Consider the following 24,296-nt stretch of genomic DNA (forward strand, 5'->3'; position numbering starts at 1 on the left):
CACCAGGTGCCGCCGCAGGCTAAGCCCACTATTATACACATGTTTCTGCCACAACGAGAGGAAAAGCCCAATGGGAACGATTGCCACACTTATGCTCATTGCCGCCCTGTTGCCGCTGTTCCCGGCAGTGTGCGCCAAGGCGGGCGGAAGCAACTTCGACAACGAGGCGCCACGTCCCTGGCTGGCCCGGCAGGAAGGCTGGCGCGCACGGGCCAACGCGGCGCAAGCCAACCTGTTTGAGGGCTTGCCCTTCTTTTATGCCGCCGCGTTATTTGCCCTCTATGGACAGGCGGATCAAGGCTGGACTATCAGCCTGATGCTGACCTGGGTGGTTTTACGCGCCATTTATCTTGGCGTCTATATTGCGGGCTATGGCGCGCTCCGATCCACCGTATGGGGCCTGGCCCTGGTCACGAACATCGCGCTGCTTTTCGTGGGCGTTCCCGCTTAGCGTCAGGTCTCTGTGTTCATGCGTATGGCCGAAGGGAACAGGTCCCAGCAGGCAATGAACAACGCCGCAAACAAGGGGCCGATGACAAAGCCGTTCAGGCCGAATACAGCCAATCCACCCAGTGTCGATATCAGGATGACATAATCCGGAATCTTCGTGTCCTTGCCCACCAGCAGCGGACGAAGCACGTTGTCAACCAAACCGATGACCAGCACGCCAAACGTAATGAGCACAATCCCTTGCCAGATCGCGCCCGTGACAAGGAAGTAGATGGCCACCGGCAGCCAGATCAGCGCCGCGCCAACCGCCGGGAGCAAGGACAGGAAGGTCATGACCACACCCCAAAGCAGTGCGCCTTCTATACCCAACACCCAAAACATGATGCCGCCCAGCGTACCCTGGGTCAATGCCACGACGATGTTGCCCTTGACCGTGGCGCGAACCACAGTGGTGAATTTGCGGAACAGGTGCTGCTGGTGTTCATCGCTGAGAGGAATGAGTTGCTTGCTATGGCGCGCCAGATTCGACCCGTCTCGCAGCAGGAAAAACAGCAGATACAGCATGACCCCCATGCTGATGAGGAACTGGAATGCATTCTGGCCAATGCTGACGGCCTGGGAGGCAATAAACTTGCTCGCCTGCAATGCGCCCTGAGTGAGCTTTTCACGCAAATTGAATACATTGTCCACACCGAAGCGGCTGAGCTGCTCATGCACCCACGGCGGAAAAATACTCAGCACCTGCTCGGTGTAATTCCCCATATTCAGTTCGCCGCGATCCATGCGCTGGTAAATTGCAGCGCCCTCCTGAATGAGCGAGGCCGTTATCAATATCAGGGGAATGATCACGATGAGGATCACGACAACAAGCGTGATGAGGGCTGCCAGATTACGTCGTCCGTGCGTTTTCTCCAGCAGGCGCCGATGCAACGGCTGGAAGATGATGGCGAGGATGGCCCCCCAGAAAATAGCGCCATAGTAGGGCAGCAGTACGCAGACAAAGGCAATGCTGACCGCCGCGAGCAGCAGCAGGAAGGAGCGGAAATAAAGATTGGAATGATCCATCTGCGTCTGATAAGTAGGCTGGCCTCTGCGGTCGCGGGGCTCAAGGCGCGCTGCTGCTGGCGGATGCCACACGTGGCTCGTGGCGGTGATGGGCCAATTCTATGCGAAAACGTCCCTGTTGCGCTGCACCTCCGGTAACCGGCCGCAACTTTGCGATTAATGCTACACTGCCCGGTCTTGGGGAGTAGTCTGCTTCTTTTCGTGAAGCGCCCGCGTCAACACTCTCGGCATCCTCGCCGTGGCGCGCGCAGCCGTTACTGGCTTGACGAGACCATGAACACAGCCCGCGCAGAAGGTCAGGTGCGTTGGGCGTGTCATGGTTTTGTATCCTGGCCAGGAACCTGCCACATGGTATTTCCCTCCACTCTGCTGCTTGCCCTGGCCATGTCGGCCGACGCGTTTGCCGCCGCCGTCAGCAAGGGTGCCGCGCTATACAAGCCTCGTATCGCCGAGGCACTCAAAACCGGGCTGATTTTCGGCGTGATAGAAGGCATTACGCCTATTATCGGCTGGGCGCTTGGCACAGCCGCAGCCCCCCTGGTCAAGAATTGGGATCACTGGATCGCATTCACGCTGCTATGCGGCTTGGGCATTACGATGATAGTGGGCGCCTGTAGGAAGCCGCATGCCGACCCGCCCGAGCCACGAACCCGGCACTCGTTCTGGATGCTGGCCGTCACGGGGTTTGCAACCAGCATAGACGCCATGGCCGTAGGCATCAGTCTGGCTTTCCTGGATGCCAGCATCGTGCCCACCGCCATTGTCATAGGCTTGACCACCATGGTCATGGTCACGCTTGGCGTCATGCTGGGACGCGTCCTGGGCTCTATGGCTGGCCGGCGCGCAGCGCTTGTGGGCGGCCTCATTCTTATCCTGATCGGCGCCGCCATTCTGTATGAGCACCTGTATTTGAACGGGTGATGCCGCGGCTTTCTATCGTAGTACTTCGTGGGCCGGCGAGTTTGCATGGCCCGAAAAATCTATGCTATAGTTTCGCTTCTCTGGTCCCCGATAGCTCAGTCGGTAGAGCGACGGACTGTTAATCCGCAGGTCACTGGTTCGAACCCAGTTCGGGGAGCCAAGAATATCAAGGGCTTACGAGAAATCGTAGGCCCTTGCTTTTTGTCGATATGTGAGGTTTTATGTGAGCACTCACATATACAATATACAGTTATACAATATACAGTTATACAATATACAGTTGTTTCCATCCCGCTATTGAGCGGGCTTTTTTGTGCTAACTATACTGTATATAATTACAGTTATTAACCATGAAGAGAATCACCCCGATAAACGTAGACAACGGCATCCTGGCCAAAGTGCCCGGCCATTACGTCGCAATGATCAGCTAGATGCTCCAGCCACCCGCAACGGCGGAAGATCGAGACTACGATGTGGTCTTGGAGGCTGGCCATGCCGGCACGGTCCGGCTTTTTGCGCGAAAGGATCGCTACAGCCATGGCAAATCTTTCTATCGGTTTTGGCGGGTGTTTCGGGCCGAGCCGGTGGATAAGCGGCAGGCGAATCCGGGCGAGGACGCCCGCGAACCACTAGGGTAACTAGCCATCAAAGTATCTATTGGTTTTTCTATTGGCGTGATCTGTCGGTTGATTGCTCCTTCTCGAGCTTTTCAAATGCTTCCGTTCCGCATCGTTCTTGGCGTGCAGCCACTGCCTCTGGGGACATTTCCTCCTTCCACCGCGAGCTTTCTATCGTCAGCACACAGGGGCAGTAAGTCCGGCAGGCCTGCTCATTGAAATTTTTCTCCCTGGCCGATTCAGCGCACCCTTCCAGGCAGCCTGCCAAACCGGCATAGCCGCCAACATATCCTTTGACAGACATAGCGGGGCCCGGCGCAAAGGCGAGCAAACTTATGCACAGCAGAGCGATTCTTCTCATTATTGTCCCCTAACCTTATTTTGCGTCAGGGTATCCCGGAGAGTCTGCGTACTCAAGATGGCGTTTGGATTACGCCGTAGAGCCTACCTGAAACAGTCGGTTATGCGATGCATTGAATGACAAACCGAGCGCTGAGATTCCCATAGAAAAACTAGAGCGGATCGCCGGCGACGATTGGCTGCTCGAAGTCGCCGCGCAGGCGCAGCAGTTGCATGCAGACGCCGAACCTCACCCAACCAAGAAAGCTTTGATTGTCGTCACCCTGCGGAACGGAGAGACGCATCCTCGTCTCAAAGAACAACAAAGATAAGTCGGCTTGAACTACGATAACGCACTGAGCTCGGGCGCATATCTAGGCGGCGGAAACAATTCGATCTGATTCATCGCCGCCCTCTGTGCATTGGCCGGATGAACACCAAGTCATCTGGCGTCTGACGGTAACACCTCTGACGGTCTGCATGACATAACCCTGAAAGAAGACGCTTCCATCTGAATCGGTTTGACGGCGCTCCAAGAATGCAACATGCCCGCTAGCAGTAACGTACAAATCTATATGGGTAATTACTGCTCCTTCCCTGCGCATGTCGTTCAACTTTCAGCAGACCGAAGCTCGCATTGTTTAGCGCATAAGGAAAAAAGTCTAGTATTTTCAATATACTATCAAACTTAGCACTATTTTTTAATGCGGTGGCTGCTTGTCTAGATGCTCGACAATCTCGTTATTTAAGGCCAGCGTCCGTACCTTCATTCGGAACCACTGCTCCCGAAGGCTTGCGCTCAGAGCAAAATCGTTAATGCGTTCGGCTTCTTGGAGACGGGTATATAAAACTTTTTCTGCAGCTTTAAGTTCTTCGAATTGTTGTAAAGCTTGCTCCAGCCAGTTTTTCCACTGGTCCACTCCGTCTCCCAATCATGTCGTTTGATTTTTGCCGACATCATAGGTCGAGCTGACGCTAAACACAATTAAAACAGCACCTCAAGCTTGGCGATCGTATTGCAGCTGCTGCCATGTATATAACGATCAGACGATGCTACGATCACATGATCTGAGAAAGATTATTTCGCTGCTCGACAGGCAACATTGCGAAGGCTAGTATCTTTTTGCTAAGGCCCCTCTTCAGTGATTGGGAGATATTTCTGCCCACGCGCTTACCGGCAATGTTGAATTCCCTTAACCACAAATCTCGACTCGGAAGGCATCAATGAAAGTGCAAGGACAATGCCACTGCGGCGCAATCCAGTACGAGGCTGAAGTTCAACCCGGCTCCCTGCGGATTTGCAATTGCCTGGACTGTCAGATTATGTCGGGTTCGGCGTTTCGCACGAATATCGCTGCATCGGCAGAGACATTTCATCTGCTGCAAGGTAAGCCGCGGCACTATGTTAAGACAGCCGACAGCGGTGCGCAACGTGTACACGGCTTTTGTGAGCAGTGCGGCACACAGCTTTATGCAACCAATCCTGGCACGCCAAAAAATTACTCTCTACGAGCCGGCGCACTGGCGCAGCGTAGCCAGTTGGGCGGCCCGCGCGCGCAGATCTGGACGCAGCGCCGTGTCAATTGGATGCCATCATTGGATGGCGTCGATGAGATCGACGGACAGCCGTAGCCTTGCTTTAATCTAAAGTGCCTTTGTCTCTCCGGCGCAGGGAGCCGATCGCGGTACGTTCAGCACAATGCCAGTTATCGGTTTGACACCATTTCGCCCTCAATCACTTTACTGTTCATGATCGGAAGTCAATTTATTGCTGGGTCGCCGTGGTGTAATTCCGCAGGCCGGTTACTCGGCCTGCGCACCGCTATTGGCCAGATCCTTCTTGCTCCAAGGCTAACAGCCTGTTTCAATGAGAGAGGTGGATCTTCTATGAGCCACCCCTTATCTACCCATAAGCGCTAATAGACTTTATTTTCAGCCCCGTATAGGACGAGAGCGATCGTTTCTACAGGACAATAGTTTTCATGTTTTGAGCCCGGCTCTCGCACAATATAACCACCTGCATTAGCAACACCATCATGATCCTGCATACAACCTTCCAAAACGAAAGTTTGCTGTAACTCAGGATGTTCATGGGGTGGTATCCGTAACCCAGCCGGAAATTTCTGAAGACACGTCAAAGCCCCTAGTTCTTTATTTTCATAAAGAACTTTGTAGAAAACTCCTGGAATCTTTGGATAAGGTTGCCAATCCACCTTAGTAGTATCTATATAGCGAGATGCACCGGCAGTAGGCTGGTAAGTATCGTGTTCTTTTGTCATCATAATCTCCTCTGCAATATTACTAATGGTTTGAGAAATTAATTTGGCTCGATGCCTATAGTTCTTATCAGTTGCGACCATTCGGCGCGGTCATCTATAAGCTTATTTTTGAATTCTTGAGGAGGAATAGGATCGGGAAGCAACCCCAGTGCCTCAAGGCGCTCTATGACTGCGGGCGTTGCTAGCACCTGTTCAACCTCGTTGAACACGCGCATGCGAATGGCTTCTGGCGTGCCCTTCGGTGCCAATATTCCGTAGTACCCAGTGGCAGAGTAGCCTGGGACTACCTCGTTTATAGCTGGTACATCCGGGAGTGCTTGTACGCGCTGGGGTTCAGTTGTACCAAGTAAACGCACTTTTCCAGCCGCAATGTGATCACGCACATTCGCATAGGCGGTAAACATCATATCTATCGTGCCACTTAATAAGGCCACATTAGCTGGGGCCCCACCACGAAACGGCACATGTAGAATATTCACGTTAGTTTGCTTTTGAAATAGCTCAGCTGCGAGGTGAGGTATCGACCCGGTCCCTGCTGAGCCATACGTAAGACCATCACTTTCGTTCTTGGCAAGAGAGATCAGTTCTTGAATATTGCTTACCGGCAGAGTTGGCTTCACAATAAGTACGTGCAGAATATTTGTTAAGTTGCCGACTGGATCAAAATCATCTGTGCCATCAAATGGCATGGACTTAAATAGACTCGGATTGAGTACGTGGACGCTATTAGCAGCCAATAATAGCGTGTATCCATCTGGGGCAGATTTAGCCACAAAATCAGCCCCGATATTTCCAGATGCACCCGATTTATTGTCTATAACAATAGGTTGATTTAGCCGTGTGCCTAACCCTTCAGCGATAATTCTCGCTGCAACATCCGCAGAGCCACCAGGAGCAAACGGAACAACTAACCTTATAGGCCTTTCCGGCCAAGAGTTGGCTGACGCCGTACAGACTGTACCTAACACAGTAACCGCACAAAGCAGCGCAGTTTGAATAAATTTATATCTCATGCCGTCTCCCTTCCCTAGTTGCTTTCATTGGTTGATCTGAACTGCTATAGCTTGAATAAACTATATGAACGACAGCGCATACTCGCAATCGCTTTAATTTCAAGAATTCTTTACCTCAAGGAAAGAACTATGAGGGTCATTCCCAATCTAAACGCGTTGCGGATGTTTGAAGCCACGGCGCGCTATCAAAGCTTTGCCCGCGCTGCCGATGAGCTTTGTGTGACACACAGCGCGGTGTACAAGCAAATCACTGCCTTGGAAGAGAAACTTGATGTGCGACTTTTTAAAAGAGTCAAAAAACGAATCTTCCTAACCCCACAGGGAAGTGAATATGCCCTGAGAGTGCGCGCTGCTTTACAGCGCTTGGGTCGAGATACCGAGGAATTGGTTGCCCGGGGGCACTTGACCAGTAGTATCGAGATAGCAGTGCCGTTGAGCTTCGGTGTAGAACTACTAGTTCCCAAGTTGCCTGAATTCTGTAAGAAACACCCCGACATTCAAGTGCATCTGAGTGTTAGAAATCGCCCCTTCCTCTTTTCTTCTACACCATTTGATGGCGCCATCATTTTTGGTACCCGCGCATGGGAAGGGACCACGGGCTTTACTTTACTAAGAGAAGGAACTGTTGTTCCCGTATGCAATGAGGCTATTGGCGAAAGCATTAGCACGGCAACGGACATCCTTGATCAACCGTTACTCCATTTAACATCTCGCCTCGATGACTGGGAGCGATGGGCGGCCGCCAACAATATCCATGGCGACATACGGGTGTTTCGCGGCTTACGCTTTGATCAATTCGCCTTGTTAACTAGTACGGCTATAGCCGGTCTAGGAGTTTGCCTTGCCCCCCTAGTATTAGTCGAGCGCGAGTTAGCTGAGAAACGGCTTATGGTACCCATTGACACCCCCATGCACAGTGACAGGGAACTATTGTTTATCCGTCCCACACAAGCAGCTCCAAGCGATGCCTTAATGGCATTCCAGGACTGGTTAATTGGAGCTTACTCATGACGAAACATTTGTACCTCCGACGACTATGACCACCTTAATAGCCATCGCTGCTGATTATCTCCATGCAAGTACGCTCGCACGTCAGCCCCGATATCCGGGCCTTGCCTGCATACGCTGTCAACTCGACATTGCGTTCGATAGATTGGCCGAGCATGTAGGCAAGCAGATCGAGGGTGGAACCGGCTAACGGGCCTCCATTGGCAAGGGTGGGATCGCGGCTTCTTGCGTCGGCAAGTATCTGATCGACTCCTTTGTGCAGACCGAGATCATTGCTGCGGGCAGCAGAAGTATCAGCATACGCGCTGCGCGCAGCTTGTTGGGCTTTATCACGTTGAGCTTGCCTCGAGTTAGTCACTCACAATTAGCAATAAAGCGGGTTGCTTGAGGCTGGATCAGGCATTGGTCTATGGCAAGTGCGAAGAGTGCAGCGTGCGAAACGCCTTTGCGGTCACTTGGCATTTGACGCAGCAGTGTTGCAGTAAAAGACGTTGCTCCAATCCCGAAGGCCCCATGACCTGCGTTGCCTTGCCTGGGAAATATCGCCGGTTAGGACTACAGGTGATAAAGTTTTTCTAAACAGAGATATTTCGCAAGGCTCGTTTGAGCATTCCTGCGAATCTCGCTGCCCCCGGAGGGAGTGAACGCCCTTTCATTGTGATTAAGCTAATTTCGCGCGTCGAGTCGACGTCCACCACGTCGGGAGACCATACCTTTGGCAGTTCGCGCTGTGAAAGAAGCGTACTCGGGACTGCAGTTAGGCCTACACCCGCTTCCACCAGTCCAAGCAATGTGATGACACTGGTGGCTTCGAAAACAGGTGCATACACTTTGCCTTCTCTTCTCAGTGCATCGGACAATGTCCGCCACACTGCGGATGGCCTAGGCATCGATACATACGGATAGACACTGACGTCGGCGAAGCTGATTGGCTTATTGATGGGTATGGGTAAAGAGCGCGATGCGATGATACGCATCTGATCGGCAAACAGCGGCTGAACATGAAAGTCTCCCGTTATCCCACCGCATGGAGCCAATACGAAGTCGAGTTCCCCGACCAACAATTTATCCAGTAGTGGACCGGCCAAATCGTCGAGCATGGTAATGCGCACGCTGGGATGTGCCTTCATGAAACGCAGCAGGACAGGTGGCAACAACGATGCTGCGATTGTGGGGGAGACTCCAAATGCCAAATGACCATGCGCCAACTCGGACTCCAGCCGCAAGTCCTGCACGATCGCTCGAAGTTCGTTTACCGTGCGTTCGGCACGCCCTAATAAACGTTCACCGGCGCGCGTGAGTGCTACACGTCGCGTCGTACGGCTGAACAGAGCTTGCCCCAGCGTCTGCTCCAGGCGCTGAACACGTGCCGTAAGTGCGGGCTGCGAGATCCCCAATGTCGCCGCAGCCCCTCGGAAACTTGCCAGTTGGGCGACGGCAACGAATGCTTGAAGATCTCCGGGTGCGATACCAATCAGATTTCCGTATTGATCCATTTTGATGAATGATTATTAACATATTTAGGGATTGTGGATCAATATCATGTCTGATTCAATCCTTTTATGGTCTCAACGGTAGCGAGACGATTAGAAGGAGGCGAAAAGCCATGCATTTGGGCTATCTGATCGATAACGCAATCCTGCGTCACGGCAAGCACCTCGCGATTTACGACGACATACGACAATTGAGCTACGATGAACTCGATGTGCGATCCCGGCGCCTAGCAAATTGGTTCTTGGCGCAAGGGGTAGTCGCCGGGGACGCCGTGGCGTCGTTGCAGCACAATAGCTTAGAAAGTATCGAAGTAGAGCTTGCTACCACGCGTTACGGGTTGGTGAGAACACTGCTTAACGCTAAAGCTAGAACGGCAGACCATGTAGAAGCATTGAACCTGATTCAGGCACGGGGCTTGGTCTACGGTAGCGAATTTGAACAGGTCGCGGATCGCCTGCGAGAAGAAGTTCCATCACTTGCGTTCACGCTACGGGTGGAATCAGATCATGCGTCGGATAGCGCATATGAAACTGCCTTAAGGTCTGCTAGCGATGCTCCATCCGCGGCGAACTTGCACCTAGCCACACCGCATAGTGTGTACTTCACGTCAGGAACGACTGGTCGCCCCAAAGGGATTTTGTTAAATCACGGCAATTGGATAGCGGTAATCCGCAACCATTTGGTCGACACCTACTCCAGCACCGACAGGCGGAGCGTGGTACTGCACGCGGCACCGATGTCTCATGCGTCGGGAGCGCTAGTATTCACACATCTCATGCGTGGAGCAGCGCAACGTGTTCTTCGGCGTTTCGAACCAGAAGCTGTACTGGACGCCTTTGAGCACGACAAAATCAGCAATGTTTGGCTGGCGCCGACCATGCTCATCATGTTAATGGAAGACCCTTCTTTCGACCGACGCGATCTATCCGCATTGCGCAACGTCCGCTACGGCGGAGCACCGATGGCGGCCGAGCGGGTTCGCGAAGCCGTGCGCCGTTTTGGGCCGGTACTTTGCTCTGGGTGGGGTCAGTGGGAAGCGCCGCAACAGTGTACGTACCTTTCAAGCTCTCACATCGTTGAAGCGATCGCACAAAATCGCACCGATCTGTTGGCTTCGGTTGGCCAGTCTGTGACCTTCGGCAGGGTAGGTATTTTTGATGATGCGGGCAAAGCGTTGCCACCCAATACCGAAGGCGAGGTAGCTGTCGCTGGCGATCATTTGATGGTCGGATATATCGGTCAGCCTAAGCTCACAGCCGATCTGCGATTTGGACCCTGGCAGCGCACAGGCGACATTGGTCGTATCGATCATCAAGGGTTCGTTCATCTGACGGATCGTAAGAACGACCTCATCATAACCGGTGGAAGCAATGTATATCCACGTGAGGTGGAGGAGGTTCTCTATGCTCATCCCGCTATTCGAGAAGCCGTTGCCATCGGCATCGCGGATGACAAATGGGGACAGACTATCGGGGCCATTGCTGTCCTACGTAGTGGCGCCACATTGAGCGGAGAAGCTCTTATACAGTGGTGCAAGGAACGCCTGCCAAATTACAAGCGACCGCGCATCGTCGAATTCGTCAGCGATCTACCCAAGAATGCATACGGGAAGATTCTTCGGCGCCAAGTGAGCGAACAATATGGACCCAAGTCGGAGCGCGGCATCTGATCAGAACCTATAAGTATGACATGGACAACAGGAGACATAAATGAATATGAATCGAACAAAACTCGACACGGATCGCGCCATTCGCACACGTCGTACGCTGATCAAAGGAGCAGCGTTGGGTATTGGGATGTGGCTAACGGGAGTGCGAGCGCAATCGGAATATCCTAGCCGGCCTCTTTCGATGATAGTTCCGTTCGTCCCGGGCGGGCCTACCGATATCATCGCTCGCATGATTTCTCCATTGTTGGGCAATCGCCTAGGTCAGTCTGTGGTCGTGCAGAATCGTGCTGGTGCGGGCGCTATTGTAGGTACGGAGTACGTAGCTCGGGCGGCGCCTGATGGCTATACGCTGCTGTTAGGTACGATTGGCACCCACGGCATTAATTCCGGCATCTATAAGAAGCTTCCTTACGATCCTATTAACGATTTCGCGCCCATCAGTCTGGTGGCCAATGTTACCAACCTACTAGTAGTAAATCCTTCTGTCCCGGCGCATAATCTCAAAGAGTTGATAGCCTTAGCTCGCGCCCATCCCGGCCAATTGACCTTTGCCTCTGCAGGGGTAGGCAGCTCACAACATTTGGCCGGCGAACTGTTCAAAAGCATGGCGCACATCGACATCCTGCATGTGCCTTACAAGGGTGGGGGCCAAGCCATCGTCGACGTGTTAGGCGACAAGATCTCGATGATGTTCATCGGCATACCAACGGTGCATAGCATGGTCACAGCAGGAAAACTGCGTGCCATTGCGGTAACGACACCACAACGGTCTCCTGTCATGCCGGAAGTTCCTACCATGGCCGAGTCTGGCGTGCCGGGCTATGAGGTAGGTGCATGGCACGGACTATTCGCACCGGCGGGTACCCCGCGTCCCATTATCGATAAGCTTAACGACAATTTGCATGAAGTTTTGGCGCTTCCCGAAATAAAGACGAAATTAGAAGGCCTCGGCGCTGTGCCGCTACAAAGTACGCCGGAGGAGCTCGAGGCGTACGCAAAAAGCGAAATCGAGAAATTCGTTAACCTTGTGCGTGAAGCACACATCCCACAGCATTAATCCCATGCCTGCCATCTATACCGACCTGCGTGTAGTTGAGTTATGTGAAGGGGTTCCTGGCCCTTTCTGCGGCCGCTTTTTTGTTGATCTTGGTGCCGATGTCACACACATCGAACTCCCCGGCGGCGATTTCTGTCGCAACTGGGGCGATCAGCACACTGTAGGAGTATTGTTCGAGCATTTGAATCGGGGTAAGCGTCTGTTATCGATGACGCATGGCGAAAGGGCATACCAGCCCTTGTCAGCACTCATCTTAAACGCGGATGTGCTTATCGTTCATGGTGACTGGAGCCCCTCGATCGCAACGAACGGAGCATTCTCGTCGAGCTGGAAAGCTTTTGCTGCGCAGCATCCCCATATCGTGGTATGCGAAATCACCGACCTTGGCCATCACGGTTCGCTCGCCAGCCACGCCACTTCCGAATTGGTGTTGCAGGCCATGTCGGGGCTTACGCGCTATCTTGGCAAACGTGGCGAGGCACCTGTGCGCGTGGGTGCGGAAATAGCATGGCACGCGACAGGCATGGCAGCATTCCAGGCGACGGCCGCATCGTTGTTGGCCCGAACACGTACTGGTAGGGGCCGCTATGTGCATGTCAATGCTCTGCGGGCGCTCATGTCGCTGAAGTCGGTTCTGCTTGCGGCGCAAGCCGACGCCGATGAGTGGTCCGGGTTTCACGTTAATGGCCCATTCGTGGCGCCTGATCATGGATGGAAAACAGCGGACGGGTACGTCACTTTTGACTTTCGTCACGATCAACGTAATGCTTGGGTCGCTTTCTGTGAGGAAATTGGCGTCGGCCACTTGGTCGACAATCCCGCCTATTCAAATTGGCGAGCCACAATATTTACGGGGGATCGGCGTCACGATCTGGGGCAGGCATATCACGACTGGTTCCAATCGCATACTAGCCTTGAGGTCAGCGCAACGATCAATCGCTTGGGCGGAATTTCGGTACCCGTTCTGTCACTGGACGCCATTATGGAACATGAACAGGTGCGGAAACTTCGACCGTTCGTGGCCTGCATGGAACCACAACAGCACTTGGGCCTACCATTTTCCCTTACACCCGTCACCAATGCGCTCACATTGAACGGACACTCCCGCGCGCTCGACCCCATGCCTAGCGATGATTCGCCACTTGCTGGCGTAAAAGTAGTGGACGCGAGTATTGGTGGAGTCGGTCCATGGGCCGGCTCGCTTCTGGGAATGCTGGGTGCTGATGTCATCAAAATCGAGTCGCCTGCAGGCGATTTCATTCGTAACATTTTTCCGACCCAAGGTGGTTTGAGTACCACCTATATGTCATTGAATTTGAACAAGCAGGGCATGATTGTGGATCTCAAGCGCAACGAAGACTTGAATCTCGTTCGTGATTTGTTGCGTGACGCAGATGTCTGGATCGAAAATTTTCGTCCTGGGACGGCAGAAAGGCTGGGGGTAGGCTTTGAGGACTTGACGAGAGTAAACCCCGCGCTCATATATGCATCGGCATCGGGGTTCGGTGATGTCGGACCCATGGCGAAGCTGGGAGCTACGGATCCGCACGTGCAGGCATTTTCTGGGTTAGCGTCTTTGAATGGGGAGCAAGGAGGCGCTCCACAGCTGTGGCGTTGGTACGGTCATGTCGACGTCTGCACTGCGGGCAACATCGTCCAAGGTGTGCTCGCCGCTTTATACGCAAGACAGAAGAGCGGGCGGGGGGCGCGGGTGAACGTAACGATGCTTGGCAGTGCGTTAAATCTGCAACGATTGCGTATTGCGTTATCAGCCGCAGGTTCGCCGCAGCAGCCAGCAGGCAGCGCCTCATCGTATCTCGCGCCCGACCAGGCCTTCCAGGCATTGGATGAGCCCGTAGCGATCACTGCGAGCAATGATAGACAATGGCGATCATTGTGCCGTGTGCTATCACTCGACGGACTTTGCGCAGATCCTCGCTTCCACGATAACGCCGACCGGGTAGCTAACCGCGAAGCACTTACGGAAATCCTCGGTCACACGATCGCGACTCGCCCAGCGTGGTGGTGGGTAGACCGTCTACAGAAGGAGCTGGTGCCTTGTGGACGCTTCCTCTCATTTGCGCACTTCCGACATCATGAGCACTACGTGTCGAACGGTATTGTGGCCATGATTCCCTGTCCGACACGCGGAGAATTGGTGATCGGCGGCTCCCCATGGGAGTTCGATGGCTCCTCAGTGCTGCCTCGGCCGGGCCCCCGTCCCGGTCAGCACACAGACGAAATCCGTGCTGACGGTTGGGGCGTCTTTCGGGGAAAGAAATAAATATGCACTGCTTTATCAGAAATCTCGCGGAGGACGCTTTGGCAATCAGGGCCAAAGACATGCCGTCATCGGTACGGACCAAAGCGGGTGTTTGTCTTTTGGATTTTTTAGGCGCATGTATGGATGGAGTCGATCTGCCCTGGGCTCGGCAGGCGATGGCATCTGGTATCGTACTTGGCGCAGGCGGAGCGAGTCGTGTGATAGCACATACAGCGTGCATAGGGATTATGGAAGCAGCGTTCGTTAATGCCACACTCGCGGGGGCCACGTCGCAGATGGACACTTTTGCCGAAAGTGCGACTCATCCTGGAGTGAGTGTGTTACCTGCAGTACTTGCTGCAGCGGAATTAGAGAACAGTCGCGGAGATGATGTGCTTTGCGCCATTGTCGCCGGCTATCACGTAATGTCGCGCTTGGGTGCTTCCATGTATCAAGGTGCCACCACATTTCGAGCACGGCCGACCGCGATCGTCGGTCCAATCGCTGCCGCGGCAGCGCTATCTCGTTTGGTGAAGTTGGATACAAGACGGACCATTCATGCTATGGCGCTAGCCGCAAATACCGCAGCAGGTCTAATGGAATGGGCAAATCAAGGAACAATGGACTTGACTTTTCACGCAGGCACCGCAGCACGCAATGCGTTGTCGAGTTGGCAGTTAGCCCGAGTGGGTGCGATCGCAGCGGACACGGCGCTCGACGGAGCGCATGGCTTGATGGCGACATTTGACACCGGTAGAAAACCAGTGCCCTGTGATTCGAAGTATGACATCCTTGGCGTAATTCACAAGCCAGTGCCGGCTTGCGTGTTCGTGCAAAGCCCATCACAAGTCGCTATGGCCATTGTTGAAAGGCACAAGCTGCGGATACAAGATATCGGAGCGATTCGCATTCATGTGCATGCGACCGCAAGGGCATATCCAGGTTGCGATCACGGACGCCTGCCGAGGGACAATCAAGCCGCTCGGATGAGCATCCAGTACGCTGTCGCGGCGGTACTATATCGCCGAGCTTTATCTGCGCGAATCTGGGCTGCACCGTTCGATTCCGAGATTGGCGAATGGATTGAAAAATGCGAGCTTTTAGCTTTCGAAGATGACGATCGCGCGGGTGTTCGGGCTTGCTCCATCGAAGTCGTTTTGTGTGACGGCTCGGTTATTGTTCAGACGGCCGATGATTTCCATACAGCGACGGATGATAGAGTGCGCAAGCGTTTTCACGAGTCAGCTAAACGGGTGTTAAAAACGGACGTAGCGGCGGGCGTCGAGAATCAAGTCATGAATCTTATCTCCCTTAAGAACTTGCATACGCTCCTGCAGTCGATGCAGACACTTAATGGAGACGACATTGATTGATTTCTCAGGTTCCGCATATTCGGCTGATCGTACTACCGCGGTCGTTGGAATAGGTAACACCGCCTATGGCAATTTTCCTGAACTCTCGCCGTACGATTTGGGCGCATCGGCCTTACGCGCAGCCTTGGATGACAGCGGCCTAAAGCTATCTGACATCGACGGATTAGTCGTACATCGCATTCCGAACTACCAGCGCTTCTGCGAATTGGTCGGACTAAACCCGACGTTTGTGACGGGTTTGGCCGGACAGGGACGAATGTCGGGCACTTCAATTCATCTTGCCGCCATGGCGATAAAACAGGGTGCCGCTCGTAATGTCGCGCTAGTTTATGGCAACAACGGTCGCAGTGCAGGTGACAAATACGGTGGCGTGGCTGACCGCTACGGCAGCGACGGGGCGAAGCTTTGGTTTCCCTACGGCATGACCTCACCTGGAGCGGTGCACGCGATGATGTTCCAGCGGCACATGCACCTCTACGGCACCACATCGGAGCAATTGGCTGCGGTTGCAGTAGCTTGTCGCAACCATGCGCTTCTCAATCCTAACGCCGTCATGAAAAAGCCCATAACCGCAGAGGACCATCGCACGGCACCCTGGATCGTAGAGCCGTTACACCTCTTGGATTATTGCATGATCAACGATGGCGGTGTAGCGATGATTCTGACGTCCATTGACCGTGCTCGTGACTTGCCCCAGCCCGTCATCCGCATCAAGGGTATAGCTCAAGCCACGGCCATGACCCACTCGACTTTTCCCCCAGAAGACTTTTGGCACGCTCCGCTTTCGCAAGCCGGCACTAAATCGTTGCACCAAGCGGGAATTGGGCGCGAAGACGTGGATGGTCTCATGATCTACGACAACTTCTCTCCGACCGTTCTCTTCAGCCTAGAAGGGTTGGGCTATTGCCCCGCAGGGGAGAGTGGTGCTTGGGTCCAGGATGGCCGCATTGAACTGGGGGGGGAGTACCCACTCAATACGAGCGGTGGGCATTTGTCAGAAAGCTATATGCAAGGCTGGGCATTGAATATCGAAGCAGTCCGCCAGTTGCGGGGGCAAGCTGGGGCTCGGCAGATTACGGGTGCCAGACACATCCATTACGCGTGCGCGTCACCCATCGTTTCTTCAATTATTTACGGATTGGATTGATCATGGATCTTAACGTCCCGACCACTTCCGCATCCTTTAGCGACCATCTGGCAACTTACAGTCATTTTTTAGCAAAAGGTCTTATTGCAATGCAACAATGCAAGCAATGTAAGACGTTTCGGTTCCCGCCCGCGAACATATGTGCTTCATGCAGTTCCGATCAATACGACTGGCACGCGCTTTCTGGTCGAGGAATTATTTGGTCTTATTGCGTGTTTCATAAAGACTATTTTCCTAACGAGTCACGCAAGATTCCCTATGTCGTCGTATTAATTCAACTGGAGGAAGGGCCGAGGGTCTTTAGCAATATGACGGACGTGGACGTTAATTCCTTACAGATAGGTTTACCGGTGCGAGCCATATTTGAAGATCAGCCAAATGCAGAAACGTTATTGAGGTTCCGGCTAGCTGGCGGTGACACATGATGCGAATCGCGCCCGTACCAAATTGCGGCAGTAACCTGGGCGAGTCGCCGATTTGGAATGACCTTGATCAAGCATTGTATTTTGTCGACGTCACGGCTTATGCATTATGTCGATACACGCCAAATGATGGGCTATGTCGACGTTGGGTGTTCGGTAAACCCATCGCCGCTTTAGCGCTCACGGCCAGCCCAAAACTACTGCTTATTTTCCGTTCAAGCATTGCTTTTTTCGATTGCACAAGTGGCGACTTGGTGGACCTACCGGTAAGTCCCGTCGACTCCGACGAGCGTTATAACGACGCACGGATTGATGCGCAAGGCCGATTGTGGGTTGGCACTTTCGATCGCTTGATGAAGCGGCCGCTAGGCAAGTTGTACTGTTTGACAAATAAAGTCCTTCGTTGCGTAGATGAAGGTTTCATGCTTTCCAATGGAATCGCATTTAGCCCCGATCGATTGACAATGTATTTCGCGGATACATGGTCTCGCTGCATCCATGCCTACGATTTTTGCTTGGAATCCGGCGCAATAGCGAACCAGCGGGAGCATATCCGTTTCGATGGCGATGGCGGTCCAGATGGTTGTGCAATGGACAGCGAAGGATATCTCTGGGTCGCAGTAGTCGGCGGTGGAGAGATCGTACGGTACGATCCTGAAGGGATACCTCATACTCGAGTGAAGGTTGGTGTTAGTAAACCAACGAGTTGCACATTTGGAGGTCCTCTGCATGACCGTTTGTACGTCACATCGATGCGCCATGGGCTGACGTCCGCCACGCTGGCAAAGCAGCCGTTGGCAGGGCAGATGTTTGAGATCGAAGGGACACAGTCGATCGGCATCGCGGAAGAGCGCTTTCAACAGTAAACGCGTTTTGACACGGCGGCATTGGCGACAGCTGTCCTTGCAGCGTGTCCATGATCTGACTGCCTGTGAACCGCGACTTCTTCATCTTGTAGAACTCCTCAATGAGAAAATTCTACCTCTGACTTCAACGCTTTTCTGGAGGGGATTACCATACCATCGTAACTGGCTCGATATGACGCTTGAACAGTTCATCCGAGAAGTGGACTCGTATATTCGCTGGTACAACCCGCATCGTATCAAGCTCTCCCTCGGCGGCAGGAGTCTTTGGAAGGCCGCCAGCAACTGCGAATTGCAGCATAATTCGCCCAAGCATTTGTCCACGCCCCCGAAAATCAAATCCCGGATCGAAATATTTCGCCGCTTAAAAAGCTTGACCTTCCCACTGTAGGAAGCCTTAAAGTATGAGCCCTTGAGCACCAGCCGCTATCTTTAACAGGAGAATACAGCTTGAAAGCATTGATGAGTTTCACCGGTATAGTCGCGGCGCTTTTTGCGCTTGGCACGCCAGTATCCATGGCGCAGGTTGCACACGGCGATCATGCAGGCCATACGGGCATGAGCATGCAGCAGCCCTCCGCCGCGAACGAAAGTCCTTCGACCCTCGCTTATCGTGAAGCATCCGCGCAAATGCACGCGGCGATGCAAAGCGACTACACCGGCAATGCAGATATAGACTTCATGAAAGGAATGATTCCTCATCACCAGGGCGCTATCGACATGGCCAAGATCGTACTTAAGTATGGTAAAGATCCGGCAGTACGCGCATTAGCCGAGGAAATCATTACCGCCCAGGAGGCGGAGATCGCTCAAATGCGCGCATGGCTGGCGCAGCACAGTCAATAGAGGGCGCTGCTCCGCTCGGCCCGCCGTAGCAAGCCCTCATCCCGCGTACCGCTGCTGCGCGGCGATGCCACACAAAAAGAGCACCATTGTGTGGCAATCCGGCTCGGCTTCGGCACGATGCCGTGGAGTATCTTAAATCAGGGCGCTCAGCGTACAATCGGCATTTTCTCGACCAGGGACATCATCATGTCGTTCAAGAATCTGCTGCGCCTGCTGACCGCAGGCCTCTTCACCGCATGCCAGGCCACGACAGTCTGGGCGGGCAATTGGCCCGAGCATCCCGTACATGTTGTCGTGGTGTATTCGCCTGGCGGTGTCAGCGATACTGTCACGCGGGCCATATCCGAAAAGTTGTCCCAGAACCTGGGCGTAGCATTCGTGGTCGAAAACAAGGCGGGTGCTGGCGGAACCATAGGAATGGGCACGGTTGCCAAGGCCAAGCCCGACGGTTACACCATTGGGTTTTCCTCGGTAAGCCCGCTGGCGCTGTCTCCGCTCTTTTCGCAGGTATCCTACGATCCTCGCAAAGACATCACGCCAGTGGCCAGCGTCATGGTCTCTCCTGTGGTGCTCCTGGGCACCCAGGCCTTTTCCGGGAAGACGCTTAACGACGTGATTGCCCAGTCCAAGGCAAATCCAGGATCCCTGCGGTGGGCTACTTCCGGGCATGGGTCGCTGGGGCATCTGATGCTGGAACAGTTTCAGCATACGGCAGGCATTAAGCTTACGCACATTCCCTACAAGGGCAGCGCACAACAAAAGAACGACGCCCTGGGCGCCCAATTCGAGCTCACCTCCATGAATCTCAGTGCGGCCGTGCTCTCGCATGTCAAAAGCGGCGAGTTGCACGCGCTGGCCATGGCCGCCCCCTCGCGGGTCGACGCCCTGCCGGATGTTCCCACGCTCACCGAACTGGGCTACGAGAAAGCCAATATGATGTCGAAGTTCGGGTTCTTTGCACCTGCCGGCACGCCAAAAGAAATCATCGATGCGCTAAACAAGGCCATCAACGAAGCGGTTGCCAGCCCCGATATCCAGAAGCTGCTGACACAAAGCAGCAATATTCCGCTTACCGGCACACCCGAATCGTTCGCGAACGAGATTGCCCACGAATATGACGACAATCGCAATCTTATCGAGAGCGCGGGGCTCAAGCTCGAATAGTCGCGAGCCGTGATTTCCATCTACTCGCTGAAGCCGCGATTCCAGAACCTTCTTCGGCCGCTGGTTGTATGGCTGCATGCCCGCGGCGCAACCGCCAACCAGGTCACGCTTGCGGCAGCCGCGGTCTCCTTGCTGGTCGCGCTTCTCGTCGCTTGGAACGCACCGCTTGCCTGGCCCTTTTTGCTCATTCCCGTGTGGGTGTTCCTGCGCATGGCCTTGAATGCCATTGACGGCATGCTAGCGCGCGAGTTCGGCCAGCAATCCAGGCTTGGCGCTTATCTCAATGAGATGTGCGATGTGGTGGCCGACAGCGCCCTCTATCTGCCATTCGCCTTGCTGCCGGGCGTTTCCCCGCTGCTGGTTGTCTGCGTCGTGCTCATGGCTGTTTTCTCCGAATATGCAGGTGTGCTTGGCCTGATGGTGGGAGCCTCCCGCCGTTACGACGGCCCCATGGGCAAGAGTGATCGGGCTGCCGTGTTCGGCCTGCTGGGCGTAATCGTTGGCTGCGGCGCGCCCACGGGGGTATGGTTCAATGTTGTGCTTGCCGCGGTGCTTGCGCTGCTCGCCCGTACCATATATAACCGCATACGGCGAGGGCTGGCGCAATCGTGATCATCCGCCCGTAGCCGGTACCCCGCAACCCTACATGGCGACACTTCATGCGCAATGCCGACATGCTCTCGTTTTCCACGCACGACGGCGTGGATCTGACCTACCGCACTGGCCTGCCGAACAAATGTCTGAACACGCGCGCGGGGCCATGGGTTGTCTCCGGGTGAACGCGGCGCTGCGCTAGCTCGACTTACCCCTATGAGGCTCAGGATGATCGACTCTCTGTTTGCATTCGTCATTACTTCCGCCGCCAGGCTGCTGACGGGCGCGCGAGCGTTGTGGCTGGGCTGTGAGCCCACGCCCAGACAGCGCATTTATTACGGTAATCACAACAGCCATGTCGATTTCGTGCTGATCTGGGCCTCGCTGCCCCTGGCGTTGCGCCAGCGCACCCGCCCAGTGGCAGGCGCCGACTACTGGCTTACTGGAAAGTGGCGCAAGTTCCTGATACAACGCGTATTCAACGGCGTTCTGGTCGACCGCAAGCACAGCTCCCCGGATAATCATCCATTGCAGACGCTGCTCGATGCCCTTGAACATGGGGATTCCATGATCATCTTTCCCGAAGGAACACGCAACCAGGGAGAAGAGGGGCTGCTGCCTTTCAAGAGTGGCCTGTACCATCTGGCTCGCCTCAGGCCAGACGTGGAAATCATACCGGTATGGATTGCGAACCTGAATCGCGTGATGCCTAAAGGCAAGGTTGTCCCGCTTCCCTTGCTGTGCACACTGCATTTCGGTGCGCCCCTTGTTCTGCAGAAAGACGAGACCAAGCAGGACTTTCTGGATAGGGCCCAGAGTACATTGCTGGCCTTGGCCGCCCAGGAGAACTGAGATGGACCACAGCACACTCTTTCTGTTTACCGGCATAGGCTGCCTGCTGCTGGTCGCGACGGCCATCGGCCAGCTGCTGAAATGGCGGGCTCCATCGCCAAGCCCCGTCATCGACAATCTAAATGCGCGGATCTATGCCTGGTGGGTAATGGTGGTGGTGATAGGCATCGCATTCCTGATGGGGCGGGCCGGCATCATCATTCTCTTTTACCTCATTTCTTTCTATGCCCTGCGCGAGTTCATTACACTGACTCCGACGCGACGCAGCGACTACCCCGCACTCGTGGCGGCGTTCTACTTTGCACTGCCCGTACAGTACCTGCTGATATGGGTAGACTGGTACGGTCTGTTCGCCATTTTCATTCCAGTCTACCTGTTCCTGCTACTACCTATTCTTTCTTCGTTCGGCGGCGACACAGTGCGCTACCTGGAGCGCGCGGCAAATGTACAGTGGGGCCTGATGATCGCCGTATACTGCATTTCCGCCGTTCCCGCGTTGGTAATTCTGCCTATACCCGGTTTCGAGGGCAAAAACCTGCTGCTTGTTGCCTGGCTCATTCTCGTCGTGCAGATATCGGATGTCCTGCAATATGTATGCGGCAAGATTTTCGGCAAGCGGAAAATAGCGCCGTCGCTGTCACCATCGAAAACCGTGGAAGGGTTTGCCGGCGGCATCGCGCTGGCCACGCTCGTGGGAGCCTGCCTATACTGGATTACGCCATTCAAGCCTTGGCAGGCCGCGCTCATTGCCTTGCTGGTGTGCCTGCTGGGTTTTGCGGGCGGTTTGGTGATGTCCGCCATCAAGCGCGACCGAGGTGTAAAAGACTGGGGTCACATGATCGAAGGCCACGGCGGTATGTTGGACAGGTTGGATTCCATCTGCTTTGCCGCGCCGGTCTTTTTCCATGTGCTGCGCTATTGGTGGGTGTAGCGCATAGTGCCGCCGTCTCAGGCGCTGCCTCGATGGATGGTGTAGCGATGACAGACCGAGTATTTGTTTCGGTGAGTCATGGCTTCCTGGTACTCGGGAGATTGATAGAAAGCGAGCGCCTGGTCATAGCTGTCGAACTCCAGAATGACAATGCGGTTTGAACCTGGATCGCCGCTCGCAGCCGTGTATTCACCTCCTCGAACCAGAAACCTGCCGCCATATTTTTGCACGGCCGGCGTCGACCTCGACATGTAGTGTGCTCTGTAGTTGTCGGGATCGGTTACCTCGATTTCAACATAGATATAACCGCGCTCGTTATCTTCAGCCATTGTGTGCATGCTCCAGTAGACGGGACCCGCAGCAGATCACCACTGCCCAAAAAATACGCCCGCCTTCTTGTAGGCGTTGGTGCCCTTCTCCACCATCTCGTCCGTGACCGTGGTACGACGCTTCAAGCGCGTGAACCAATCCATCAGCCTGCTGCGGCACTCGGCCCGCACCGCCTCATGGTTCGGGCTGCGTCCGAGGTCGATGAATTGGTCCGGGTCGGATTCAAGGTCGTAAAGCTGCTCGGGTTCGTCCATCCAGTATACATAGCGCCAGCGGTCTGTGCGCACTGACCAGGCCCGCGCATTCTGCGTGGTCTTGCCCACGATCTGACGTGCAAGGCGATAGCTGTAGTCAAGTTCGGAAAAAACGCAATCGCGCCAATCAGTGTGCTGTCCGTATAGCAGCGGCAACAGGTTGCGGCCTTCCAGGCGATGCGTGGCCAGCGGCAAGCCCAGCCAGGAAAGGATCGTCGGCAATATGTCCACAGACTCGGCCATGCGCGGCTCGACGCCTCCCCGCGTTGCATCTGCGGCGGGCGATGGGTCCACAACGATAAGCGGCACGCGTTGCACCTGCTCGTAAAATAGTTCCTTCTCGCCAAACCAGTGATCCCCGAGAAAGTCGCCATGATCCGCTGTGAAGATGATCAACGTGTCATCCATCAGGCCGCTGTTTTCCATATAGTCGAACAGCCTGCCTAGATTATCGTCCAACTGGGTGATAAGCCCCTGATAGGCCGGACGAACAGTGCGCTGGCACTCGTCGGAAGAAAAACTGATGCTTTCCTCCTGTTGGCGGTAGGCCGCCAGCACGGGATGGGCATCATGTTTTTCCGCCTCGTTGCGTACAGGCGGCAGGCACTCCTCGTAGCCATACATGGCATGGTAGGGTGCGGGCGCTATATACGGCCAGTGCGGCTTCACATAGCTCAGATGCATGACCCACGGCGCTTCGCCCATGCGTTCCATGAAATTCAGCGCCTGGTCCGTCATGTAGGCTGTTTCGGAATGCCGCTCCTCGACCATGGAAGGGTAGCGCGCATTGCGCATGTGCCAACCGCTTACGGGCTTGCCATCCGGGCCGCGCGCGGCGATGACGAAATCAGTCCATGGATCGTCGGACACATAGCCGTGCCGGCGCAGATAGGCTGGGTAGCCGCTTTCCTGCCCCGGCTCATGATGGCCATCGTAACGATCGATTTCCTCGAATCCGCCCGCACTCAGCAGTTGCCCCAGTTCGCTGCCGCCATCCAGGGCAAGGCGTTCAAGTCCGGCATGGTCAACCATGACATGTGTCTTGCCCGCAAGCACAAGCGTGCGTCCGCTGTTGCGCAGATACTCGCCCAGCGTCACTTCGTCCACTGACAGCGGAACGCGGTTCCAGGTCGCACCATGTGTGGATGGATAGCGCCCCGTGTAATAGCTCATGCGCGAAGGGCCGCAAACGCCCGAATTGACAAAGGCCCGGTCAAACCGCACGCCACGGCGCGCCAGCGCATCGATATTGGGCGTACGTATATGCGGATGGCCATAGCACGCCAAATGATCGGCACGCAATTGATCCGCCATGATGAACAGTACGTTGCGTGGCCGGTTCATA

Annotated in this window: 26 protein-coding genes, 1 tRNA gene, 1 pseudogene and 1 riboswitch; of the genes and pseudogenes, 20 read left to right on the plus strand and 8 right to left on the minus strand. The window is 54.6% G+C overall.

Going from position 1 to position 24,296, the window contains the following annotated elements; all coding sequences use genetic code 11:
• Positions 1-70: 70 nt before the first annotated feature.
• A complete protein-coding gene (locus tag ERD78_RS01700) occupies positions 71-451 on the plus strand; it encodes an MAPEG family protein (protein ID WP_129967448.1) in 381 nt (126 codons plus the stop codon).
• 2 nt (positions 452-453) lie between these two features.
• Here the strand turns inward: ERD78_RS01700 and ERD78_RS01705 are convergent, their stop codons facing one another.
• Positions 454-1,515 (minus strand): AI-2E family transporter, encoded by a 1,062-nt coding sequence (locus ERD78_RS01705; RefSeq protein ID WP_129967449.1) that lies wholly within the window; start codon positions 1,513-1,515, stop codon positions 454-456.
• A 167-nt stretch (positions 1,516-1,682) separates the two neighbouring features.
• Positions 1,683-1,853, plus strand: a riboswitch (yybP-ykoY riboswitch).
• A 10-nt stretch (positions 1,854-1,863) separates the two neighbouring features.
• On the opposite strand from ERD78_RS01705, the gene mntP reads away from it, so the two are divergent.
• The 4 genes from mntP (at position 1,864) to ERD78_RS01725 (ending at position 3,724) form a co-directional block, all read left to right on the plus strand.
• The gene (gene mntP, locus ERD78_RS01710; RefSeq protein ID WP_129967451.1) at positions 1,864-2,436 is read left to right on the plus strand and encodes a manganese efflux pump MntP; all 573 of its coding nucleotides are present in this window, start codon (positions 1,864-1,866) and stop codon (positions 2,434-2,436) included.
• Positions 2,437-2,520: 84 nt separating this feature from the next.
• Positions 2,521-2,596: transfer RNA gene (locus ERD78_RS01715), tRNA-Asn, on the plus strand.
• Positions 2,597-2,867: 271 nt separating this feature from the next.
• Positions 2,868-3,074, plus strand: a complete 207-nt coding sequence (locus ERD78_RS01720) for a hypothetical protein (protein WP_129967453.1) — start codon at positions 2,868-2,870, stop codon at positions 3,072-3,074.
• Between the two features lie 452 nt (positions 3,075-3,526).
• A complete protein-coding gene (locus tag ERD78_RS01725) occupies positions 3,527-3,724 on the plus strand; it encodes a hypothetical protein (RefSeq protein WP_129967455.1) in 198 nt (65 codons plus the stop codon).
• 369 nt (positions 3,725-4,093) lie between these two features.
• Here the strand turns inward: ERD78_RS01725 and ERD78_RS01730 are convergent, their stop codons facing one another.
• A complete protein-coding gene (locus ERD78_RS01730; protein ID WP_129967457.1) occupies positions 4,094-4,312 on the minus strand; it encodes a hypothetical protein in 219 nt (72 codons plus the stop codon).
• 304 nt (positions 4,313-4,616) lie between these two features.
• Here ERD78_RS01730 and ERD78_RS01735 point away from each other — a divergent pair, with 304 nt between their 5' ends.
• Entirely contained in the window at positions 4,617-5,024 is a 408-nt protein-coding gene (locus tag ERD78_RS01735) for a GFA family protein (protein WP_129967459.1), read from the plus strand.
• Positions 5,025-5,308: 284 nt separating this feature from the next.
• Here ERD78_RS01735 and ERD78_RS01740 read toward each other — a convergent pair whose 3' ends face one another.
• Positions 5,309-5,674: a cupin domain-containing protein gene (locus ERD78_RS01740; protein WP_167668811.1), complete on the minus strand. Its 366-nt coding sequence runs from the start codon at positions 5,672-5,674 to the stop codon at positions 5,309-5,311.
• A gap of 35 nt (positions 5,675-5,709) precedes the next feature.
• Entirely contained in the window at positions 5,710-6,684 is a 975-nt protein-coding gene (locus tag ERD78_RS01745; protein ID WP_129967463.1) for a Bug family tripartite tricarboxylate transporter substrate binding protein, read from the minus strand.
• Positions 6,685-6,813: 129 nt separating this feature from the next.
• Here ERD78_RS01745 and ERD78_RS01750 point away from each other — a divergent pair, with 129 nt between their 5' ends.
• Positions 6,814-7,695 carry a LysR substrate-binding domain-containing protein gene (locus ERD78_RS01750; protein WP_129967465.1) on the plus strand — a complete coding sequence of 294 codons (882 nt, stop codon included), beginning with the start codon at positions 6,814-6,816 and terminating at the stop codon, positions 7,693-7,695.
• A 34-nt stretch (positions 7,696-7,729) separates the two neighbouring features.
• On the opposite strand, the gene ERD78_RS20185 is transcribed toward ERD78_RS01750, so the two are convergent.
• Together ERD78_RS20185 and ERD78_RS01760 are read right to left on the minus strand one after the other, a co-directional pair.
• A complete protein-coding gene (locus tag ERD78_RS20185) occupies positions 7,730-8,050 on the minus strand; it encodes a DUF2514 family protein (protein ID WP_129967467.1) in 321 nt (106 codons plus the stop codon).
• A gap of 217 nt (positions 8,051-8,267) precedes the next feature.
• Positions 8,268-9,188 carry a LysR family transcriptional regulator gene (locus ERD78_RS01760; RefSeq protein ID WP_129967469.1) on the minus strand — a complete coding sequence of 307 codons (921 nt, stop codon included), beginning with the start codon at positions 9,186-9,188 and terminating at the stop codon, positions 8,268-8,270.
• Between the two features lie 110 nt (positions 9,189-9,298).
• Here ERD78_RS01760 and ERD78_RS01765 point away from each other — a divergent pair, with 110 nt between their 5' ends.
• The 13 genes and pseudogenes from ERD78_RS01765 to ERD78_RS01825 all read left to right on the plus strand — a co-directional run bounded on the left by ERD78_RS01765 (position 9,299) and on the right by ERD78_RS01825 (position 22,367).
• A complete protein-coding gene (locus tag ERD78_RS01765; RefSeq protein ID WP_167668812.1) occupies positions 9,299-10,855 on the plus strand; it encodes a class I adenylate-forming enzyme family protein in 1,557 nt (518 codons plus the stop codon).
• Positions 10,856-10,895: 40 nt separating this feature from the next.
• Positions 10,896-11,912 (plus strand): Bug family tripartite tricarboxylate transporter substrate binding protein, encoded by a 1,017-nt coding sequence (locus ERD78_RS01770; protein ID WP_245152291.1) that lies wholly within the window; start codon positions 10,896-10,898, stop codon positions 11,910-11,912.
• Positions 11,913-11,916: 4 nt separating this feature from the next.
• Entirely contained in the window at positions 11,917-14,196 is a 2,280-nt protein-coding gene (locus tag ERD78_RS01775) for a CaiB/BaiF CoA-transferase family protein (protein ID WP_129967472.1), read from the plus strand.
• A gap of 2 nt (positions 14,197-14,198) precedes the next feature.
• Complete coding sequence (locus ERD78_RS01780) at positions 14,199-15,548, plus strand: MmgE/PrpD family protein (protein ID WP_129967474.1); 1,350 nt, start codon at positions 14,199-14,201, stop codon at positions 15,546-15,548.
• Positions 15,529-16,695 (plus strand): thiolase family protein, encoded by a 1,167-nt coding sequence (locus ERD78_RS01785; RefSeq protein WP_129967476.1) that lies wholly within the window; start codon positions 15,529-15,531, stop codon positions 16,693-16,695. Before ERD78_RS01780 ends, ERD78_RS01785 begins: the two co-directional genes overlap by 20 nt.
• A gap of 89 nt (positions 16,696-16,784) precedes the next feature.
• The gene (locus ERD78_RS20190) at positions 16,785-17,120 is read left to right on the plus strand and encodes a Zn-ribbon domain-containing OB-fold protein (RefSeq protein ID WP_371734560.1); all 336 of its coding nucleotides are present in this window, start codon (positions 16,785-16,787) and stop codon (positions 17,118-17,120) included.
• The gene (locus ERD78_RS01795; protein WP_129967479.1) at positions 17,117-17,983 is read left to right on the plus strand and encodes an SMP-30/gluconolactonase/LRE family protein; all 867 of its coding nucleotides are present in this window, start codon (positions 17,117-17,119) and stop codon (positions 17,981-17,983) included. Before ERD78_RS20190 ends, ERD78_RS01795 begins: the two co-directional genes overlap by 4 nt.
• Before the next feature lie 151 nt (positions 17,984-18,134).
• Positions 18,135-18,236: pseudogene (locus ERD78_RS19970) on the plus strand (IS3 family transposase); the annotation flags it as partial.
• 194 nt (positions 18,237-18,430) lie between these two features.
• On the plus strand, positions 18,431-18,826 hold the full coding sequence (gene copM, locus ERD78_RS01805) for a CopM family metallochaperone (protein ID WP_245152292.1): 396 nt from the start codon (positions 18,431-18,433) through the stop codon (positions 18,824-18,826).
• A gap of 186 nt (positions 18,827-19,012) precedes the next feature.
• Entirely contained in the window at positions 19,013-19,990 is a 978-nt protein-coding gene (locus ERD78_RS01810) for a Bug family tripartite tricarboxylate transporter substrate binding protein (RefSeq protein ID WP_129967483.1), read from the plus strand.
• A gap of 12 nt (positions 19,991-20,002) precedes the next feature.
• On the plus strand, positions 20,003-20,602 hold the full coding sequence (locus ERD78_RS01815; protein WP_209019947.1) for a CDP-alcohol phosphatidyltransferase family protein: 600 nt from the start codon (positions 20,003-20,005) through the stop codon (positions 20,600-20,602).
• A gap of 210 nt (positions 20,603-20,812) precedes the next feature.
• Positions 20,813-21,436, plus strand: coding sequence for a lysophospholipid acyltransferase family protein (locus tag ERD78_RS01820; RefSeq protein ID WP_129967487.1), 624 nt, complete (start codon positions 20,813-20,815; stop codon positions 21,434-21,436).
• A gap of 1 nt (position 21,437) precedes the next feature.
• Positions 21,438-22,367 carry a phosphatidate cytidylyltransferase gene (locus tag ERD78_RS01825; RefSeq protein ID WP_129967488.1) on the plus strand — a complete coding sequence of 310 codons (930 nt, stop codon included), beginning with the start codon at positions 21,438-21,440 and terminating at the stop codon, positions 22,365-22,367.
• Between the two features lie 17 nt (positions 22,368-22,384).
• Here the strand turns inward: ERD78_RS01825 and ERD78_RS01830 are convergent, their stop codons facing one another.
• On the minus strand, positions 22,385-22,696 hold the full coding sequence (locus tag ERD78_RS01830) for a DUF1330 domain-containing protein (protein WP_129967490.1): 312 nt from the start codon (positions 22,694-22,696) through the stop codon (positions 22,385-22,387).
• 36 nt (positions 22,697-22,732) lie between these two features.
• Complete coding sequence (locus ERD78_RS01835) at positions 22,733-24,295, minus strand: sulfatase-like hydrolase/transferase (protein WP_129967492.1); 1,563 nt, start codon at positions 24,293-24,295, stop codon at positions 22,733-22,735.
• Position 24,296 lies beyond the last annotated feature (1 nt).

It is taken from the genome of Allopusillimonas soli (assembly GCF_004153445.1).
GTDB lineage: Bacteria > Pseudomonadota > Gammaproteobacteria > Burkholderiales > Burkholderiaceae_B > Allopusillimonas > Allopusillimonas soli.

Excerpts from the sequence above, each read along its gene's own strand:
- ERD78_RS01720 (WP_129967453.1), top strand. The coding sequence starts at position 2,868 with ATGCTCCAGCCACCCGCAACGGCGGAAGATCGAGACTACGATGTGGTC.
- ERD78_RS01735 (WP_129967459.1), top strand. The coding sequence starts at position 4,617 with ATGAAAGTGCAAGGACAATGCCACTGCGGCGCAATCCAGTACGAGGCT.
- ERD78_RS01780 (WP_129967474.1), top strand. The coding sequence starts at position 14,199 with ATGCACTGCTTTATCAGAAATCTCGCGGAGGACGCTTTGGCAATCAGG.
- ERD78_RS01760 (WP_129967469.1), bottom strand. The coding sequence starts at position 9,188 with ATGGATCAATACGGAAATCTGATTGGTATCGCACCCGGAGATCTTCAA.
- ERD78_RS01770 (WP_245152291.1), top strand. The coding sequence starts at position 10,896 with ATGAATATGAATCGAACAAAACTCGACACGGATCGCGCCATTCGCACA.
- ERD78_RS01700 (WP_129967448.1), top strand. The coding sequence starts at position 71 with ATGGGAACGATTGCCACACTTATGCTCATTGCCGCCCTGTTGCCGCTG.
- ERD78_RS01785 (WP_129967476.1), top strand. The coding sequence starts at position 15,529 with ATGGAGACGACATTGATTGATTTCTCAGGTTCCGCATATTCGGCTGAT.
- ERD78_RS01830 (WP_129967490.1), bottom strand. The coding sequence starts at position 22,696 with ATGGCTGAAGATAACGAGCGCGGTTATATCTATGTTGAAATCGAGGTA.
- ERD78_RS01835 (WP_129967492.1), bottom strand. The coding sequence starts at position 24,295 with ATGAACCGGCCACGCAACGTACTGTTCATCATGGCGGATCAATTGCGT.
- ERD78_RS01745 (WP_129967463.1), bottom strand. The coding sequence starts at position 6,684 with ATGAGATATAAATTTATTCAAACTGCGCTGCTTTGTGCGGTTACTGTG.
- mntP (WP_129967451.1), top strand. The coding sequence starts at position 1,864 with ATGGTATTTCCCTCCACTCTGCTGCTTGCCCTGGCCATGTCGGCCGAC.
- ERD78_RS01775 (WP_129967472.1), top strand. The coding sequence starts at position 11,917 with ATGCCTGCCATCTATACCGACCTGCGTGTAGTTGAGTTATGTGAAGGG.
- ERD78_RS01765 (WP_167668812.1), top strand. The coding sequence starts at position 9,299 with ATGCATTTGGGCTATCTGATCGATAACGCAATCCTGCGTCACGGCAAG.
- ERD78_RS01705 (WP_129967449.1), bottom strand. The coding sequence starts at position 1,515 with ATGGATCATTCCAATCTTTATTTCCGCTCCTTCCTGCTGCTGCTCGCG.
- ERD78_RS01795 (WP_129967479.1), top strand. The coding sequence starts at position 17,117 with ATGATGCGAATCGCGCCCGTACCAAATTGCGGCAGTAACCTGGGCGAG.
- ERD78_RS01740 (WP_167668811.1), bottom strand. The coding sequence starts at position 5,674 with ATGATGACAAAAGAACACGATACTTACCAGCCTACTGCCGGTGCATCT.
- ERD78_RS01810 (WP_129967483.1), top strand. The coding sequence starts at position 19,013 with ATGTCGTTCAAGAATCTGCTGCGCCTGCTGACCGCAGGCCTCTTCACC.
- ERD78_RS20190 (WP_371734560.1), top strand. The coding sequence starts at position 16,785 with ATGCAACAATGCAAGCAATGTAAGACGTTTCGGTTCCCGCCCGCGAAC.
- ERD78_RS01820 (WP_129967487.1), top strand. The coding sequence starts at position 20,813 with ATGATCGACTCTCTGTTTGCATTCGTCATTACTTCCGCCGCCAGGCTG.
- ERD78_RS01750 (WP_129967465.1), top strand. The coding sequence starts at position 6,814 with ATGAGGGTCATTCCCAATCTAAACGCGTTGCGGATGTTTGAAGCCACG.
- ERD78_RS01825 (WP_129967488.1), top strand. The coding sequence starts at position 21,438 with ATGGACCACAGCACACTCTTTCTGTTTACCGGCATAGGCTGCCTGCTG.